We start from the raw sequence: 16,064 nt of genomic DNA on the forward strand, positions 1-16,064 counted from the left end.
ACGGGGCCTCGACCGCGTCAGCCGTAGCTCAGGATCAGGCCGTGCATCAGCCGTGACCAGCCATCGATGGCGACGAAAAGGAACAGTTTGAGCGGAATCGAAATCAGGACCGGCGAGACCATGATCATGCCGAGCGTCATCAGGATGTTCGCGACGACGATGTCGATGATGAGGAAGGGAAGATAGAGCAGGAAGCCGATCTCGAATGCGCGCGTAAGCTCCGAGGCGACAAAGGCGGGAACAAGGATCGAGAGATCGTCGTCCCTGAGATTCTGGCGCGCCTGTTCCGGCCACAGGCGGCTGGTCCCATCAAGAAAGAACTGCCGCTCTGCCGGCTGGGTGAATTTGATCAGGTGCTGCTGCAATGGTTCCTTCACCAGTTGCGCCGCCCTGGCCAGGTCGTCGGTCGTCCGGAACTGAACCTGCCCTTCCTGAAGCCGGCCCGACATCTCGCTCAGCAACGGTGTCGTGACATAGACGGTGAGCACGAGCGCTATGCCATAGAGCACAAGATTGGGCGGCATCTGCTGGACGCCGAGCGCGTTGCGGACGAGGAAAAGCACGACCGATATCTTCAGGAAGCCGGTCATCGTGACGACGGCCAGCGGGAGCAGCCCGACAAAGCCGACGGCGATCAGAATCCCGAGGAGATTGGGCGAATTGTCAAGCATTGTCGAACATGCGCTCGATTCTCACGCCCAGGCCTTCCCCGATCCGGACGATCTCGCCGCGGCCGACGCGTTTGCCGTTGGCGAGGATGTCGACCGCCGGTTTCGTGACGTCGGCGATGGGAATGATGGCGCCCGGCGCAAGCTGCCTTACCTCGCCGACGGGCATCACCGTGCGGCCGACCTCGAAGGCAAGCGCGACCGGCAATTCGTCGAGAGTCGACTCCTCCAATATCTGGCCGGCTGGCGGCGATGTGCCTTGGTTCATGGTCCACTCCCATTTCGATCCTGCAATCGCGGCCGGCGCGGCAAGCACCCGCGGCCCATCCGCCGTCAGACTGACCGGAGCGAAGAGGCGCTCTGCGATGATGAAAGCCGCGGCGCCTCCTTCCTCGGTGTCGTCGAAAAGAACCACATCGTCGGGCCGCAGGCTTTGAAGCTCGCCAAGGCTGATCGTCAGCGCGCCGCGCCGAAGGCTGACCGCCAGCGGGAACTCGGCCGGAACCGGCGCCTTCGCTTTGCCGATCTCGTCGAGCGCGCGACCAATGCGCATCGCGAGGTCGGCGCTATTCGTGTTCAGGACGCAGTCTATGGACTTGCCCTCGCCGGCCAGGACAAAAGCATATGAGGCTTCGTTCGAAACGATGTCTGCGCGCTCGATCGACGTGATCGTGATCCTCTCGCCCAGCTTGCCCTCGATCCACTGGAGATCTTGTTCGAAAGCGGACTCCAGCAGCAGCGCGGCGTGAGCGGGTGCCAGATGGTTCATGTCGACCAGCTCGTCCGCCTTGGCGAGAGCCCATTCGACAATGGAAAGCGGCAGGCGCAATTTCCCTGCCGCCTCGCCAACGGAAAACGCAATCGTGGATAACCGCTGATCCGCCGGGTTCGGCGCCGGCCAGACAGCCGCGATCGCCACGGTTTTCCCCGCAATCGTAATCTCGGCGGGAACACGGCGTCGGTAGAAGGCGTTCAACGCGCCAACCTCCGCCGCCGCGACGGATTCCAATGTCAACCGCTCGCCGCGGCTCGATCGCCTGGCCGCGCGCTTCACCGGGTTTCCCCGCGCCTTCTTGCTTGCCGCTGCCAAAGACTGAGGCATCACGCTGCCATGCTCTCGGTCACCGACTGCGCTATCGTTCTGAAGAGGGTCGCATTACGCCACGCTCCTCTTCCTCCGAGAGTTCGGCACGAGCGAGGCCACGACCTGCGCTACGCTTGATAAGATCCTCCAACAGGCGGTCCAGCTTCGTCACGCCTTTCATGGTCTTGCGATGATCCTCACGGGCTGCCGACAGCTCCACTCTGCGTCGCTGCTCGGTGATGCCAGCCTCCCGTTCGTTTTCCCGCAATTGCTCGGTTTCCCTGGCGGCGGTCTCGAACCGCCCCTGGAGCCGATAGAGCCTGGCGGCATTCACCGAATGTCCGACAAGCGAACCAAACGCAGCATCCTCGGCATCGGCTGTCGCCTGGAGATGCTCGGCGACGGCGGCAGCCGCCTTCCGGACCTCCTCGGCCGCCTGCCGCGCAGCGGCATATCTTCTGATGACCGCCTCCCTTGCGCGCGCTTCGCGATGGCGCCTGAGATCACGCAATCGAGCGATGACGTCATGGTCCTTCATTGACGATCTCCCGCATGCGTTGGCGTGTTTTGTCGATCGTTTCGTGCGTGGCGGACGCCTGCCGCAGGAAGGCGTTGATGATGTCGATCTTCGCCACCGCCTCGTCCGCAACCGCGTCGTTGCCCCTTTCGTACTCGCCGACGCGCAGCAGCAATTCGACATCGGCGTAGCGGGCAAGCAGCTCGCGCAGCCGGCCGGCATCCGCCCGATGCCCAGGCGGCACCACCGTGTCCATCAGGCGGCTTCGGCTGCGCAGCACGTCGACGGCCGGGAAGTGATTGCGCTGGGCCAGTTCGTTCGACAGGAAGACGTGGCCATCGAGAAGCGCCTGGATTTCCTCGGCGACCGGATCGAGCGTGCCGTCGCCCTCCAGAAGAACACTGTAGAGGCTGGTGATGGAACCGACGCGACCAGGTCCCGAGCGCTCGAGCAGACGCGGCAGGACCGCGAAAAGCGAAGAGGGAAAACCGCGGCGCGTCGGCGGCTCGCCCGAAGCGAGGCCAATCTCGCGCTGCGCGCGGGCAAACCGGGTTATGTTGTCCATTGCCAACAACACGTGCTTGCCTTGGTCGCGAAAATATTCGGCGATGCTGGTGGCCACATAGGCGGCCTTGACGCGCTCGATGGCCGGACGGTCGGATGTCGCGACGACGATGACTGCCCGCGCGAGCCCCTCAGGCCCTAGCTGATGCTGGATGAATTCGCGCACCTCGCGCCCGCGTTCGCCAACCAGAGCAACCACGGCGACATCCGCATCGGTGCCGGTGACGATGTCGGAAAGCAGAACCGATTTGCCGACGCCGGGCTCCCCGAAGATGCCGACGCGCTGTCCGCGCGCGCAAGTGAGCAGCCCATCGAGGGCGCGGATTCCGAGTTGGATCGGCTCGGAAATCAGGCTGCGTTCCAGTGGCGACGGCGGATAGGCGTTGACGGGATAGGTGCCGGTGATGCCGTCCAGCGGCCTGCCGTCCAGCGGCTCGCCGAGCGCGCTGATCACGCGCCCAAGAAGCCCGGGACCGACCGGCACCAACTGGTCCTTCCCGGTCGCAACCACCTCGGTCAGGCTTGAAAGGCCCGTCAGGTCACCAAGCGGCACCAGGACTGCCATCTCGTCCATGAGGCCGACGACTTCGGCCTTGGTCGTCTTGCCTGTCCTGGGGTCCAGGAGGTCGCATATCTCGCCGATCCGAACCTCCTCCACCGTCGCATGGATGACCGTGCCGGTCACCCGCCGCACACGTCCTCTACGGGGCCGGCTTGCATCGTCCCGCAAGTTCGACCGTAGCCCCGGAATGATGGATGCGAGCCGGCTCTCTATGTCGGCAGCCGAGCCCGTCATGCCGGACCCTCGGCCTTGGACCGGAGCGCATCGGCGATCGCATCGAGCTGCGCGTCAATGCTGGCATCGATGACGGCGATGTCGGTCGAAAGAATGCATGCGTCTGCCGCGAGCGTGTCATCCCCGTCGATCTCGATCGTCATGGCCAGATCGCTCTCACGCAGGACCGCGTCCAGTTCATCGCGAACCCTGCCGACGGAGCGGGGATGGACGCGGACTTTCAGATATTTGGCGCGGCGAACGTCAGCGATCGCCTGCCTGGCCGCCTTTGCGACAAGCCTCGTCACGTCAAATTCCCCCAGCATCCGCCTGACAACATCGAGGGCCAGAGCGACGACCTCCGGTTCCAGCCTGGAGAGATAGCGATCCACCCTGATTGTCGTCTCGTCCACCAACCGTGCGGCCTCCGCGTCGCCTTGTGCCTTGCCGTCTTCGTAGCCCTGCGCATATTCGGCCGCGTAGGCCCGCCGGGCGGCCTCGCGCATCTGCTGCGCATCACGTCTGGCCTCATCGAGGAAGGCATGGCCGTCCAGCCACGCACGGGCCTCGCCGGCACGCAGAATGCGGGCGCGAGGGCGCCGGGGCATATCATTGGTCGCGTTGTCCGGCTCGACCATTCTGTCTAACGCATCGCTCGTCGAACAATCGCCGGACCGATCTCGGCAAAGGGTGCGATCGCCGTCCCATCGACGAGTTCGTGCGGCATCAGCTTGAGGCGAACCCGCATGCTCGTGTCGCGGGGCATCGCCTGACACCAGGCGCAAAGGCAACTCAGCCCGTCGGCATGGACGCGATTGTAGATATCATCCAGGGGCTCCAGGGGCTGAATTGGGCCGGCCAGATCGCGGTTCGCGACTGCGGCTGAGCAGATATCCATGCCGAGCGCCGCCTGCAGGGCAGCCGCTTCGCGTCCAGCAATGACTGCGGCGATGCTGCTGGCCTGGTAGATTGCGCCCGAGCGAAGCGCAAGCTCCTCCAACTCCTCGCCCGACGACAGGGCGATCGCCCGATCCACGTCGTCGGCCGGTTCGTCGACGGTGCAAGAAAGCCCGTAATGATCGAGCAGAAGCTTCGACAACCGCTCATGCAGGCGCTGCGACTGGCGCATTCGCTCGCAGGCTGCCTCGCCGATCGTGCCACCGAAACAGTCCGCGAGCCGGGCGGCATCCGCGTAGCTTGCGGGATTGGATATGAACGCATGCCAATCCGAACTGGCGGCAGTTTGCGTCGGGGCAGTCTGGATCATGTCTCTCTCGCCGGCCTTGCGACTGTGTCGAGCGCATAGACACCAGGCCGCCGATACCACTGGACATAGGCCAGCCGGGCAACGAGCGCGAATATGGCCGCCGCCATGCCGTAAAACAGCCACATCGCCGCGGCGACGCTGTCCGGATGCAGCCAAAGACCAAGGAATGTGGTGAAGCCCGCTTCGCGGGTTTCCTGTTCGGGAGGCGGCGCGGCCACCGGAATGAGGGTCACGGAGACATTGTCGTAGGTCAATCCCGCGATGCCCTTGGCCACCAGCATCTTGACCTGAGGGATCAGGTCGTTCATCGGCACCGATGCGCGATGGCGGATGAAGACGGAGGCGGATGACGGAACCAACCGCTGTCTCAGCGGATCGTTCTCGGGCAGCACAAGGTGGACGCGCGCGGAAAGCACGCCGTCGATATCCGAGATCGTCTGCGACAATTCCTGGCTCAGGCCATAGATCATCGTCGCCCGCTCTTCCACCGGCGAGGACACAAGCCCGTCCCGCTTGAACACCTCGCCCAGCGTCTGGAATTCCTGCTTGGGCAATCCGCTCTCGTCGAGAATTGCCATGGCTTCGGCGAAACGGTCCTTCTGCACGGAAACCGTCATTTTGTCGTCCTTGCCGGCTTCGCGCTGGGCCGGTATCCCGTGACGCACCAGCGTGGCCACGATCTCGTTGGCCTGCCGCTGGTCGAGGTTGGAATAAAGCTCCTCCGAGCAGGCCTGCAGCGCAAGCATGCCGATGATTGCGAACGCCATGCGGAACCGGGCACCGCATCGATTGATTGGCGTTGACCGCAGCGGCGGGATCATTGTGCGCACGAACACCCCGTCGCGTTATTGCTGCTTTATCAGCGTGCTGGTGGACGACGTCACCGCGGTCACGCTGCTCGTGACGACCTCCAGATTGGCGGCCGCCCACATCACGGAAATGGACCGTTCGAGGAGCTGCTCGGCATTCTTTGCCGGACCGTCATCGCTTTCCCTGCCCGGCGGAGCCGCCTTGCCGGGATCCTGCATGGCGGCTTTTTCAGCGTCTGCGGGGACGTTCGCCTGGCCAAGGGCCTTCTGGACCTGTTGCATGGTGCCTTCCAACGACTGCACCGCGGAACCAAGCAGCGCCGATGGATCCGTGAACGTTCCGCCTCCCGATTTCTCCACCTCCGCCAGATAGTCGAAGAGCTTGCGCTCGACGATCGGCTCGGTCTTGTCCGATTTGGACGATTGCCCGGCCATTGCGGGATTGGCGCCGGAGGATGCCTGCGCCACCTGTTGTCCTGCCGGCGTGTTGATATCGCCGCGCTCAGACGCGTTGACCTTCGCGGCGTCATGCTTTTCCTGGCTGGCGCCGACCATTCGGTTGCCCGGCTGCGCCGCCGCGCCGGCGGTGATCTGCTGCTGCGAGGTCACGCTGGTCGTCAGGGTTGCGAGCGTGGCTTCCAGAGCTCCAATCGGTGCGATTTGCATGAACCTGCCCTCCCGCTTCCTAGTTCGTTTTGCCCGGCGGGACATTTTGCGCATCCGCCTGCTTTCCGCGGAAAACGCGGACCGAAACGACCTTGCCTGAATCCGGGCCGGAATCCGGCTTCGTGTCGGACGCGGCAGGCGCTCCGAGCGTCTTGCGGACGAGCTCGACATAGGATGGCGGTCCCGACACCGAGACGACATCGTCCTCCTTGGAAACCTTTATCGGAAACCTTGGATCGATGACGCCCAGCCGTGAAAGCCGTTCTTCCGCATGCGCCGCCGCGTTGGCATCGAGCGGGATCATCTCCGTCTGGACTTCGGCTTCGGTCGCGACATTCATGACGATGCCGTCGAAATGCCAGACCAGGCCGTATCGGTTGCAGATCTCGTCGAGGAATTCGCGGGCCGTCCCGACCGGCATGCCGGCGCTCAGGCGCCCTTTGACAAGCTTGCTGACCCGCATGGGCGTGCGCATGTTGCGGCCTAGCTCGACCAGCGCGTCCGTCACCGATTGATCGACAGTGATGTATTTGTACGGCCCGGCAGGCCAGCGCGGTTCAGCGGCGTTCGCCCGCAGCGCATCTCCGAATACGAGGACCGCCGCAAGGCCGCCAATGACGATGGCAGCCTTGGCGCTCGACAGAAAATCCGCATGGCAGGTACCGCGTCCCGTCAACATTGGTCCCTATCGCAGGCGGCTGCGAAAGACCCGCATCGCCCGCTTCATGGTTTGCCCGCCGGTTTCACTCTATCGCGCGCCTTGGAGAATTGGAAGTCCAATTGGATCGCGCATATGAATTCGGTGCCAAATGTTGCGAACGATCTCCAAAGCGATATGGTGCGCGCTGGAATCACCGGTTCGTGATCGCCGGTTCGATGCCTGGACGCAGAAGGGATTGACCTCGGTGTCACTCGCGAACTTGGATGCTCCCGCCAGTTTTCCGGGAAGCGGAAGTGTTGTCGCCCTGCGCCCTAACTTGGCGCTGGGTTCGTCAATTGTGCTTGCCGCCGGTTTGATTGCCGCCATGGTTCCGGCGCAGGCGCAATCGAACAGCGGTTACGACCCCCGAAGCTGGACTTACGATCCGGCCAGAAATGTGCTGGTCTCCCCTTCCGCTCCCAATGCTTCCGGCCAGGCTTCGGAAGAAGAAAGCCGGCACCAGTGGTCGCCAATTCCCAGGGAGATCGTGCATTTCAGCGAGGCTCAACCGAATGGATCGATTGTGATCAACACTTCAGAGCGGCGCCTTTACTACATCCTTGGGAACGGCAAGGCGCTGCGATACGCGGTGGGCGTCGGCAAGGAGGGGCTGGAGTGGTCCGGCCGCGACACGATTTCGAGCAAGAAGAGCTGGCCCGATTGGCGGCCACCTGCCGAAATGCGATCCAGGGAAGCATCGAAGGGCCACTTCCTGCCCGTGCGTGTCGAGGGAGGAACGAACAATCCGCTGGGCGCACGGGCCCTGTATATCGGCAAATCGCTTTATCGCGTCCACGGCACCAACCAGCCATGGACGGTCGGACAGGCCAACTCCTCCGGTTGCATCCGCATGACCAATGAGGACGTTATGGATCTTTACGACCGCGTAAAGGTTGGCGCGCAGATCATTGTGCGTCACTGATCGCTCGACGCCCTACCCTGGAGTGACCGATCCTCGTGATACCTTTCAACATCAAGCAGATCGAAACCTTTCTCCTGGTGGCGACCCTCGGAAGCTTTCGAAAAGCGGCCGAGCGCCTGAACACGACGCAGCCGGCGGTATCCACCCGAATCGCCGGGCTGGAGAAAGCGCTGGGCGCCAAGCTGTTCGAGCGCCACAGCGGCACGGTCAAACTGACGGCCGAGGGACAAAGGCTGCTGCCGCCGGCTCAGCGTGTCCTGCACGTGGCGGAGCGGCTGCAGCTGATGGCCAACTCCCTTTCCGAGACTTCGGAAACGGCAAGGGTGCTACGGCTTGGGGTCGCTGAAACGATCGTGCACACCTGGCTTCCGGATTTCCTGAAGGAACTGCAAGCAAGCCATCCGCTTGTCGACACCGATATCGTCGTCGATGCGACGACGACCCTTCGCGGCGAGCTCATGTCACACCGGCTCGACCTCGCGGTGCTGATGGGCCCGGTCCTGGAATACAGCATCGAGAACGTCGAGATGCCTTCATTTCCGCTCGTCTGGGTCTGCTCGCCGCGATTGGAATTGCCCGACCGGAGCAGGCTGACGCTGTGCGACCTGATGCAGTTCCCAATCATCAGCTACGCGCGAACCACGAGGCCCTACAGCGAGCTCTACCACAAGCTGAGCAGCGAGTTCGAGGAGACGCCCCGCATATTCCCGGCCAGTTCGCTGGCCGCATCGGTCAAGATGACCCTCAATGGAATTGGGATTGCCTCGCTCCCGAGGGAAGTCATCCGCGACTACACCGCGAGCGGCAAACTTCGGATCGTCGACTGCGAATGGCATCCCTCCGACTTGCAGTTCACCGCCTCTTATGCCTCCAACCCGTCAAACCCGCTCGCCGGGCAGGCCGCCAGCCTGGCGGCCACCGTCGCGCGCGCATATGCGGCGAAAACCGGCAAGACGCAGTAAGCCGACGGTCGAAGCCAAGCCGTTTTTCTCAGCCGATCGAAGCGGCCGGAAGATAGATGCGATCGCCCGAGAAGATCATGTCCGGGCTTAGGATATGATCCATATTGAGCACCACCGTCTCCGCCACATCCGCTGAATGGGTCTTGGCGATCAGGCGAATGCTGTCGCCGTCTTTCACCTCGACCCACTGGTAGCCGTCTTTCTCCAGCGTCGGGTTCGTGCGGCCTTCGGGATTGCTGCGGCCCTCGGGATGAACCTCGACATAGTCGCCGGAAACCCAGCCGCGATGCATTTTGCCGTCCGGTCCGAAACCTTCGACAGGTATCCATGCCTCTCCTGATGGATCGGTGGCCGGCTTCGCGGTCTGTTCGACGAACGTGCCGGGCTGCAGAACCGTCACCACGGCCGAATCCTCGTCGGGCTGCGCCCGCAAATTCAGCCCCTCATCCGCCGATACCACGAGTTGCGGGAGGTCTTCGGGCGGGGTTTTCGGCTCACCGGGACCATCCGAAGGATCATCGGGTTGCTGCGACGACGCATCGCCATCGCCATCCGGTTTTTTCGGATCGGCTGGAGGGGTCGTCGCCGCGCCCTTCCAAGGCTCCGCGAGCAGGGAGTCCAGCGAGAAGAGAAGCATTCCAATGCCGAAGGTGATGCCCAGGGTCCATCGATCCAATGCAGCCCATCGTTTGTCGGACTTTTGCGCCGCCGCGATATCGGCATCGGTTCGCGGCACCGAACGGCGATTCATCTGGTCCGTTCTGTAGGCCGACGCCCAGAACTCCGCGCAGCCGAACGTGAACATGGTGCCGGCGACTGTGGCGATCGGCGCCGGCCAGGAGTGCAGCGTATAGACGGCGCAGCCAAGCACATAGCCGGGTCCGGCCAGATATTCGGCCAGGTTTCGGATCACCGGCCTGCCGGTGAACGATTGCAGCATCGACTTCGTGCCATAGACGACGTTGCCGAGCGAGAACGTGCTGTTGACGACAATATCCTTGCCCTGGATCATCCCGGTCGCGGCGCCTGGCGCCGCGGCAATGAATGTGGCTCCGCCGAGCGCGTTGAGGAACCGCCCGAACGGCTTGTGATTCGCGGTTGCGTTGGGGAAGATCGCCTGCGCGCCGAAAACGAAGCCTCGCACGCCAAATGCCACCGCTCCGGCGGTGGCGGTCCAGGTCGGCGGCAACGAGCTCCACAACACGTAGGAGGTGGTCGACATGCCGCCGAAGGTGGCGAGCGCCTGGGCGTTTTCCCGCATCCTGGCATGGCTCAGCGCCAGATCGACGCTGGCAGCCTGATCCGGCGTCATCGCCTTTTTGTGGGTCGCCCGGAACGTCGTCAGTTGCAGCACGGACAGCGCATTCGTCTGATCCCCGCTCATCCACTCGAACTGCTCAGGCGTGAACTTGCGGAATTGGCCGGGGCTCATTTCCTCGAACTGTTTTGGTGTCACCGCTTCGATCTGCTTCTGGGTCAGAGCTTCGATGTGGTGGATCGTGAAGGCCCCCCATTGATCGCGGGTCAGCACCGGGATCTGCTTCTCGGTCAGCCACGGCACCTGCTTGGGATCGAGCTTCGCAACGTCCAGGGACCCGATCATGGTTTCAGGGATCGCCTGAACCTGGCGCTCGCCGAGATTCTTCAGCAATCCAGCCTCGCCCAGATCCTCGAACTGCTGTGACGTGAACTTCTCGACCTGGCTGGGCTTGAACCACGGAACCTGGCGCGCTTCCAACGTCGACATGTCGACGAACTTGACCTTGTCTCCTTTAATCGCCTGCACCTGTGGTTTCGTCAGGTGAGGCGTCAAACCGGCCTTGCCGAGATCCTGGAACTGCTGGTTGGTCAGATTCCGGATGTGGCCCTCGGTGAGCCAAGGAACCTGTTTCCCGTCGAGTCCCGCGATGTTGACGTAGCGTATCTTTGCCTTCGGGATACCGCGCAGTTGGCTCTTGGTCAGATAGGGCAGCAAGCCGGCCTGATCCATGTCGCGGAACTGCTGTTCAGTCAGCTCGGCCACCTGCTCGCGCTTGAGCCATGGAATCTGGTTCGGCTGGAAATCGCCCATGACGAGATCCGGCACCTGGTCAAGCGGGGTCGCTCTGACGCCATCTCGGGTGAGTGCATGGTTGGCGGAAGCACCGCGTATCCAAGGCAGGACAACGGCTTCGCCGGTGTTGGAATCGTACACCAGTATGTGCGTCTTGTCCGCCACCTCCGGAGCGTCGGCAGGCGCGCGCGGCCCGTCTGAAGGTGGCACATAAACCTGTTCCGGCCCCCTTGGTTCGGTGCCCAGCATTGCCGCGATGATCACCTTGCCGCTCTCGTCCTCGAGCCGCAGGGTTTTGCCCGGAGCGGCTTCGGTTGTTGCCGATTGCGGCCGCCGCGCTGTCGCGGCGGGTGTGTTGTGTCCGAAGATGTTGCCGATGATTCGCGCGTCATCGAGCGCCCGCTGCAATTCAGCGGAAGGCGGCGCATCGAGGAAGACCCAGCGAGGTTGATAGCCCGAGTTCCCGTTGCGCAGCGCGACGTCCTTGTTGATCTGCTCCTGCAGTTTTGGCGTGAGCGGAACTTCGCGCATCTGGGCGGCGCCGTTGATAGTCGTCCAGCGGTGGTAGGTCTTGACCTCGATCGCCTCGATTTCGTCCTGGCTCTTGAAGACAGGCGAATCCACATATCGCCCACCTTGGCCAACGACAGGATAGGGACCATTCGGATTGGCCTCGATCGGGAAATGCGCCTCTCCAGGCGATCCGTTGAGCTCGCGTGTGTAAACCTCGCCGGCCTTCCACTTTTCAGGTTGCCGCATGTTGCGGACCTGCTGCAGCGAATATGTCGTTGGAGGCGCCGCCTCGATGGCCTTCGGGACCGGCCTTGCGTCCGGTGGCTCACCCTGCGGCTGTCCTTGACCGCCCGGCACATGGTCCTCGGAGGCGCCGCGTATCCACGGCAGGACGTATGCTTCTCCCGTCTCCGGGTCCCGGAACAGAATATGCGACTTGTGCACCAGTTCCGGTTCGTCGCCGCGCGCCTGTGGCCCGTCGGCCGGAGGCACATAGACATTCTCCGCGCTCTTTGGCTCGGTGCCCAGCACTGCGGCGGTGATCACGTTGCCGCTCTCGTCCTCAAGCTGCAGGGTTCTTGGCTGGCCGACTTCGGCTGCTGTGCCGGTCTCGGCGGAAGCTGGTTGCCTGGCCGACGCCGCATTGGCGGCGCCGGCGGCCGCGGGCACTGGCCGTCGAAACGCAAGAGGCCTGGCTGGAGGCGAAGCAGTAACCCCATTCTCACTATACCAGCGTGCAAGCGACTGCTGCTGGTCGGATGGTGCCAGATAGATAAATTCCGGCGGAGGCATCTCGGTTGGTTTTGCCTGTGTCGCTAGGAAGTCACGGACGGCGCTCATCGCGCCAGGTGGAATGAAAGCTTCGTCCTCAAGCGACAGCAACGTGGATTGGCGGAACGCCTCGATGTCGGCCTTCTGATTGGGTGTCGCGGTGGTTTCGATTTCATCCAGCCATTTTGTCAACGACGCCCGGCCGCCTCTCGGAAATGCGAGACCTCCCCCCTTGTCGGCGCGCTGGTCGAGTTCATGCAACCAGCGTGGAACCGCTATTTCCACAGGCAGTTTATCGTCGAAGGCAAATTCACGTCTAACGAAGTCGGCTTTCGCGACGATCGGGGCAACGTCAGGCAAATTCGTTCGGTAAAAGAACCTGATCTCGCCCGTGAACGCCAATGGGAATTGGAGGAACGGGACCGAGGGCACGCGAAACTTGAGGGCCGGGCTCCGCAGCGCAATCGTGACATCAAGTGTCGACGCGACAGCCTCACGCTTGCCAAAAAGGTTGATATAGATCGGACCGCCCGAGCGAACGTAATGATTGTAAGGCGCAGGCAGTTTGCGCAGTAAAATGCGATCCGGACTTGGCAGGAATTTGTGGAATGCCTCGTTGACGATGACCTCGAGCCGGCTTGCGCCGGCATTCCACACACGTCGGCTTCTTCCAGTGAGATCGACAATTGTCTCTCCCAGCGCCAATCCGGGAACAGCAGATTGCCGCATCCCGCTTTTTGAGCCGGGAATGAACAATATCGATTTCTGGGCGTCGATTTCTCCCGACTCGACCAGTCCTCGGATCGTGCTCATGTCAGGATTGTCGGCAAGAGCCTCCGCCGTTTGTTTGTCTTTCACGACGAACTGGGCCCTCAAACGGAGGCGGTCAAGTACTCCCTTGTTTGCGTCGACGAATTCTGAATTGACGACCGTTCCCTCGGGCAATGTCGCGTTCATCGCCACTTCGTAGCGCTTCTCGATGCTTAGCAAACTCGTCAGATAATATTTGTCTTCCAGATAAACCTTCCGATACGGAACGTCGCCGTCGAACTCATAGAATTCTGTCTTGCCGTCCGCTGTTTGACGGAAAAAGTCGCTTTCACCGTCGTTCAAGATGGCCGATTTTGAGCGAAGGGCGAGGCTGAAGGTGAGCTCCACCGCCCAACCCTTGTTCCCTGCCGGACCCTCGACACGGGCAGAACGCGGCATGACCGTGAAGACAGAATCCGAGCCGTCGCCGAACAGCCCTTGATGTGCCGCGTCGAGAAGATCCTCCCCTTTGAATTGAAAGGCGGTCTGGCGCTGAACTTTGAGGCCGAGCTGTGCGAGCGTGATATTGCGATGCTCGTTCGGGCGAATGGAGATTCCCAATTCCTTGCCGAAAATGTAGCGTACCGGTTCGAGCGACCGGTATTTGATACTGTCGGCAAATGACTGCCAAAGGGCACGATAACTGGTGCGTGTTCCGAACCCGACCATGTATGACCGCCAGGTCGGGTTTCCCAGCTGGAATGCCTCCGGCACACCCGGGATCGAATGGACAGTGAGGTTTATCGGATCGGAATTGAACCGGACGCGTCCGAGTGCGGATATCCTGAAATCTCCCCAATTCCGCTGTTTAGCCGGCTTGCCGCCCGCGGGCGGCTCGCCGCCGGGAGCCGCGCTTTCGTCCACCGTGCTGCGCAGCGTTTCTGGAATACCATTTGGACCATAGCGCTCGGCCAGTTCACGGCTGGAATAATAGCCTTTCTCCTGCTCGTAGCGGCTCACAAGCTGTTCGGTGGTCAAGTCGTCGAGATAGGCCGACGGTGTCTTCGGGTCCTTGCCGCTGGTGTAGACATACCCGCTCGTGTCGCGTTCAGGCATGCCGGTGAAACTGCGCGTCTCCGGGTCCCATATGAGGCGCACAAGTCCGTCTGTCACGGTCGGCTGGCTCGACACGATGATCGGATCGCCGTCAGCGGGAATGGGCGGGCTTCGCTCGGCCGAGCCATTCGGATCGCGGCCCGGCGGCATCGTCGGATCGTCGCCGCCGGCCTCACCCGTCTTGATCACTTCTCCAGGGATTACGGGATGGTCGGGATCGTGGAAGACCAGTTTGTCGGTCGGGCGATAGACACCGTCGGGGCCTGGCTCATGCAAGACCATCGGCCGCGACGGCTGGCCGTCGCCTGATGGATCACCCTTGTCGCCCGTGGGTGGCGGCGGGTTCCGACCCTCCGACTCGCCGGCCGGCAACGCGCGCTGACCGGTTGGATTTGGCGGTGGAAAGCCCGACGCGGGAGTCCCGTCGCCGCTTCGAGGGCCGGCCGCTCCAGGCATGTTGTAAAGCAGCGAGCGGCCGCCCAGGCCCGTGCCGACGGCGCCGGTACCGATGCCCAGGATGGCGTTCGCAAGTTCGGCAAATGACATTTCGCCGCCATGCTGGGCCAGATCCTCGGCCGATCTGACAAGCACCGGAACACCAGTGACAACGCCTCCGGCATCAAGGCCCCACGCAACGGTATTCAGCCTGCTGCCGCTTTGCAGATAGCTCGCTGCCTGCTCGGCATAAGAGGATTGCGTTACGTTTACGCGGAGTTTGCCAATGCCCCAACTGGCGTCGCTCATGCGCGCCATACCGAATCCGCCAGCGAAAGCCTCGGACGTGGACAGGCCGGCCCTTGCCAGGCCGAACGTGCGCAGGGCACCGGCTCCTATGGGAAGGAACGCAGTCACGCCGGTCGCGATATTCCAGGCCGACTGACTATCGAAGTCGCCGCCCTGAAGCAGGTGCTCACCTTCCTTGTAAAGCGTCTTGCCGCCAAGAGCTGCGCCGGAGGTGATCGCGATAGGGATGGCCCATTGACCGCCTGGCACGAACGAGACGATGGTGGCGGCGCCGGCAACGATGCCAAGACCGATGTCGGTGGCCTTGTCCCAGAAATCCACCTTGCGTCCGTCGGCGACCTCCACTTCGTCGAGTGAGAATCCATCGGCGCCGAGTTTCATGTCGCCGTCCTTGGCCAGGATCAGCTTGCTCTTGTCACTAAAGATGCGATTCTCATGCTGGAATTCGTCGAAGCTGCCGTAATATTTGCCGGAGCTGTCGACATAGCCGATTTCCTTTCCGTCGCTCTTGATCGCGAACAATGCCGTCGACGATTCCATCCCACCATCAAGCGAGAAGATCGGCACGACCTTGACCTCAGCGTTTTCGCCGGCGCGGTCGGTGATTTCCCCGGTGACCTTCGCCACCCCCTCGCTTGACTGGTCGAGACCAAGTGCCCGGGCAACCGTGCTGCTCAGTTCGCCGGGCTTGTATTGCTTGTAGTCGCCTGTGAACCCGTTGTCATACAACTGCTTGAGCTCGACCTGGTAGCTGGCCAACGCCTGATCCTTATGCTCCTTGAAGTAAGTGTCTTTGAGTCGCGCCTCGTGTTCCTCGTTGCCATCCGTCAGAAGCTTGGGGTTGCTTGCATAGAAGCCGTACCAGTCGCGTGCCGCCACCATCGCTGGGCGGACATCATGTTGCCATGTCTCCAATCGGTTCTTTTCGGTTTCTGCCGAAGCCCTGTCGATTTCCGCAGCCGCTACTTCGGGATGTACCCACAGCCACTGCCCACCCATCTCGATCCTGACCGACTTGCCGCTGGCACCGATTGCGCCCGGCCCGTCCTTTTCGTAGGCGGCGGCAACCTCCGGTGCGACCCACAGATCGTGACCGTTCACCGTGATCTTTACCGGCTTTTCGCCAGGCTTAAGCGTGCCGGCAGGCGCTTCGACGGTTCCCCCGCCATGCTCGGTAATCGCC

At 62.4% G+C, this 16,064-nt stretch carries 12 protein-coding genes; 2 read left to right on the plus strand and 10 right to left on the minus strand.

Annotated elements, in window-relative coordinates:
- Positions 1–17: 17 nt before the first annotated feature.
- From sctR to EOA38_RS03475, 9 genes are all read right to left on the minus strand, one after another.
- Positions 18–671: a type III secretion system export apparatus subunit SctR gene (gene sctR, locus EOA38_RS03435; protein WP_126092915.1), complete on the minus strand. Its 654-nt coding sequence runs from the start codon at positions 669–671 to the stop codon at positions 18–20.
- The gene (gene sctQ, locus EOA38_RS03440; RefSeq protein WP_189349968.1) at positions 664–1,722 is read right to left on the minus strand and encodes a type III secretion system cytoplasmic ring protein SctQ; all 1,059 of its coding nucleotides are present in this window, start codon (positions 1,720–1,722) and stop codon (positions 664–666) included. Before sctQ ends, sctR begins: the two co-directional genes overlap by 8 nt.
- A 79-nt stretch (positions 1,723–1,801) precedes the next feature.
- Positions 1,802–2,290, minus strand: a complete 489-nt coding sequence (locus EOA38_RS03445) for a hypothetical protein (RefSeq protein WP_126092913.1) — start codon at positions 2,288–2,290, stop codon at positions 1,802–1,804.
- Entirely contained in the window at positions 2,277–3,629 is a 1,353-nt protein-coding gene (locus tag EOA38_RS03450; protein WP_126092912.1) for a FliI/YscN family ATPase, read from the minus strand. Before EOA38_RS03450 ends, EOA38_RS03445 begins: the two co-directional genes overlap by 14 nt.
- Positions 3,626–4,246, minus strand: coding sequence for a type III secretion system stator protein SctL (sctL, locus tag EOA38_RS03455; protein ID WP_127298448.1), 621 nt, complete (start codon positions 4,244–4,246; stop codon positions 3,626–3,628). The genes EOA38_RS03450 and sctL overlap by 4 nt, the downstream gene beginning before the upstream one ends.
- A gap of 5 nt (positions 4,247–4,251) precedes the next feature.
- Positions 4,252–4,875 carry a SctK family type III secretion system sorting platform protein gene (locus tag EOA38_RS03460; protein ID WP_126092910.1) on the minus strand — a complete coding sequence of 208 codons (624 nt, stop codon included), beginning with the start codon at positions 4,873–4,875 and terminating at the stop codon, positions 4,252–4,254.
- Entirely contained in the window at positions 4,872–5,642 is a 771-nt protein-coding gene (sctJ, locus tag EOA38_RS03465; RefSeq protein ID WP_126092909.1) for a type III secretion inner membrane ring lipoprotein SctJ, read from the minus strand. Before sctJ ends, EOA38_RS03460 begins: the two co-directional genes overlap by 4 nt.
- Positions 5,643–5,720: 78 nt before the next feature.
- Positions 5,721–6,350, minus strand: a complete 630-nt coding sequence (locus EOA38_RS03470) for a hypothetical protein (RefSeq protein ID WP_127298449.1) — start codon at positions 6,348–6,350, stop codon at positions 5,721–5,723.
- Positions 6,351–6,369: 19 nt separating this feature from the next.
- Positions 6,370–7,029 (minus strand): type III secretion protein, encoded by a 660-nt coding sequence (locus tag EOA38_RS03475; protein WP_245464638.1) that lies wholly within the window; start codon positions 7,027–7,029, stop codon positions 6,370–6,372.
- 130 nt (positions 7,030–7,159) lie between these two features.
- Here EOA38_RS03475 and EOA38_RS03480 point away from each other — a divergent pair, with 130 nt between their 5' ends.
- Positions 7,160–7,972 carry a L,D-transpeptidase gene (locus EOA38_RS03480; protein ID WP_348627507.1) on the plus strand — a complete coding sequence of 271 codons (813 nt, stop codon included), beginning with the start codon at positions 7,160–7,162 and terminating at the stop codon, positions 7,970–7,972.
- 35 nt (positions 7,973–8,007) lie between these two features.
- Positions 8,008–8,934, plus strand: a complete 927-nt coding sequence (locus EOA38_RS03485; protein WP_126092907.1) for a LysR family transcriptional regulator — start codon at positions 8,008–8,010, stop codon at positions 8,932–8,934.
- Between the two features lie 28 nt (positions 8,935–8,962).
- Here the strand turns inward: EOA38_RS03485 and EOA38_RS03490 are convergent, their stop codons facing one another.
- Positions 8,963–15,982, minus strand: coding sequence for an SH3 domain-containing protein (locus EOA38_RS03490; protein WP_210212950.1), 7,020 nt, complete (start codon positions 15,980–15,982; stop codon positions 8,963–8,965).
- Between the last annotated feature and the right edge of the window lie 82 nt (positions 15,983–16,064).

The sequence above is a fragment of the Mesorhizobium sp. M1E.F.Ca.ET.041.01.1.1 genome (assembly GCF_003997355.1).
Classification (GTDB): domain Bacteria; phylum Pseudomonadota; class Alphaproteobacteria; order Rhizobiales; family Rhizobiaceae; genus Mesorhizobium.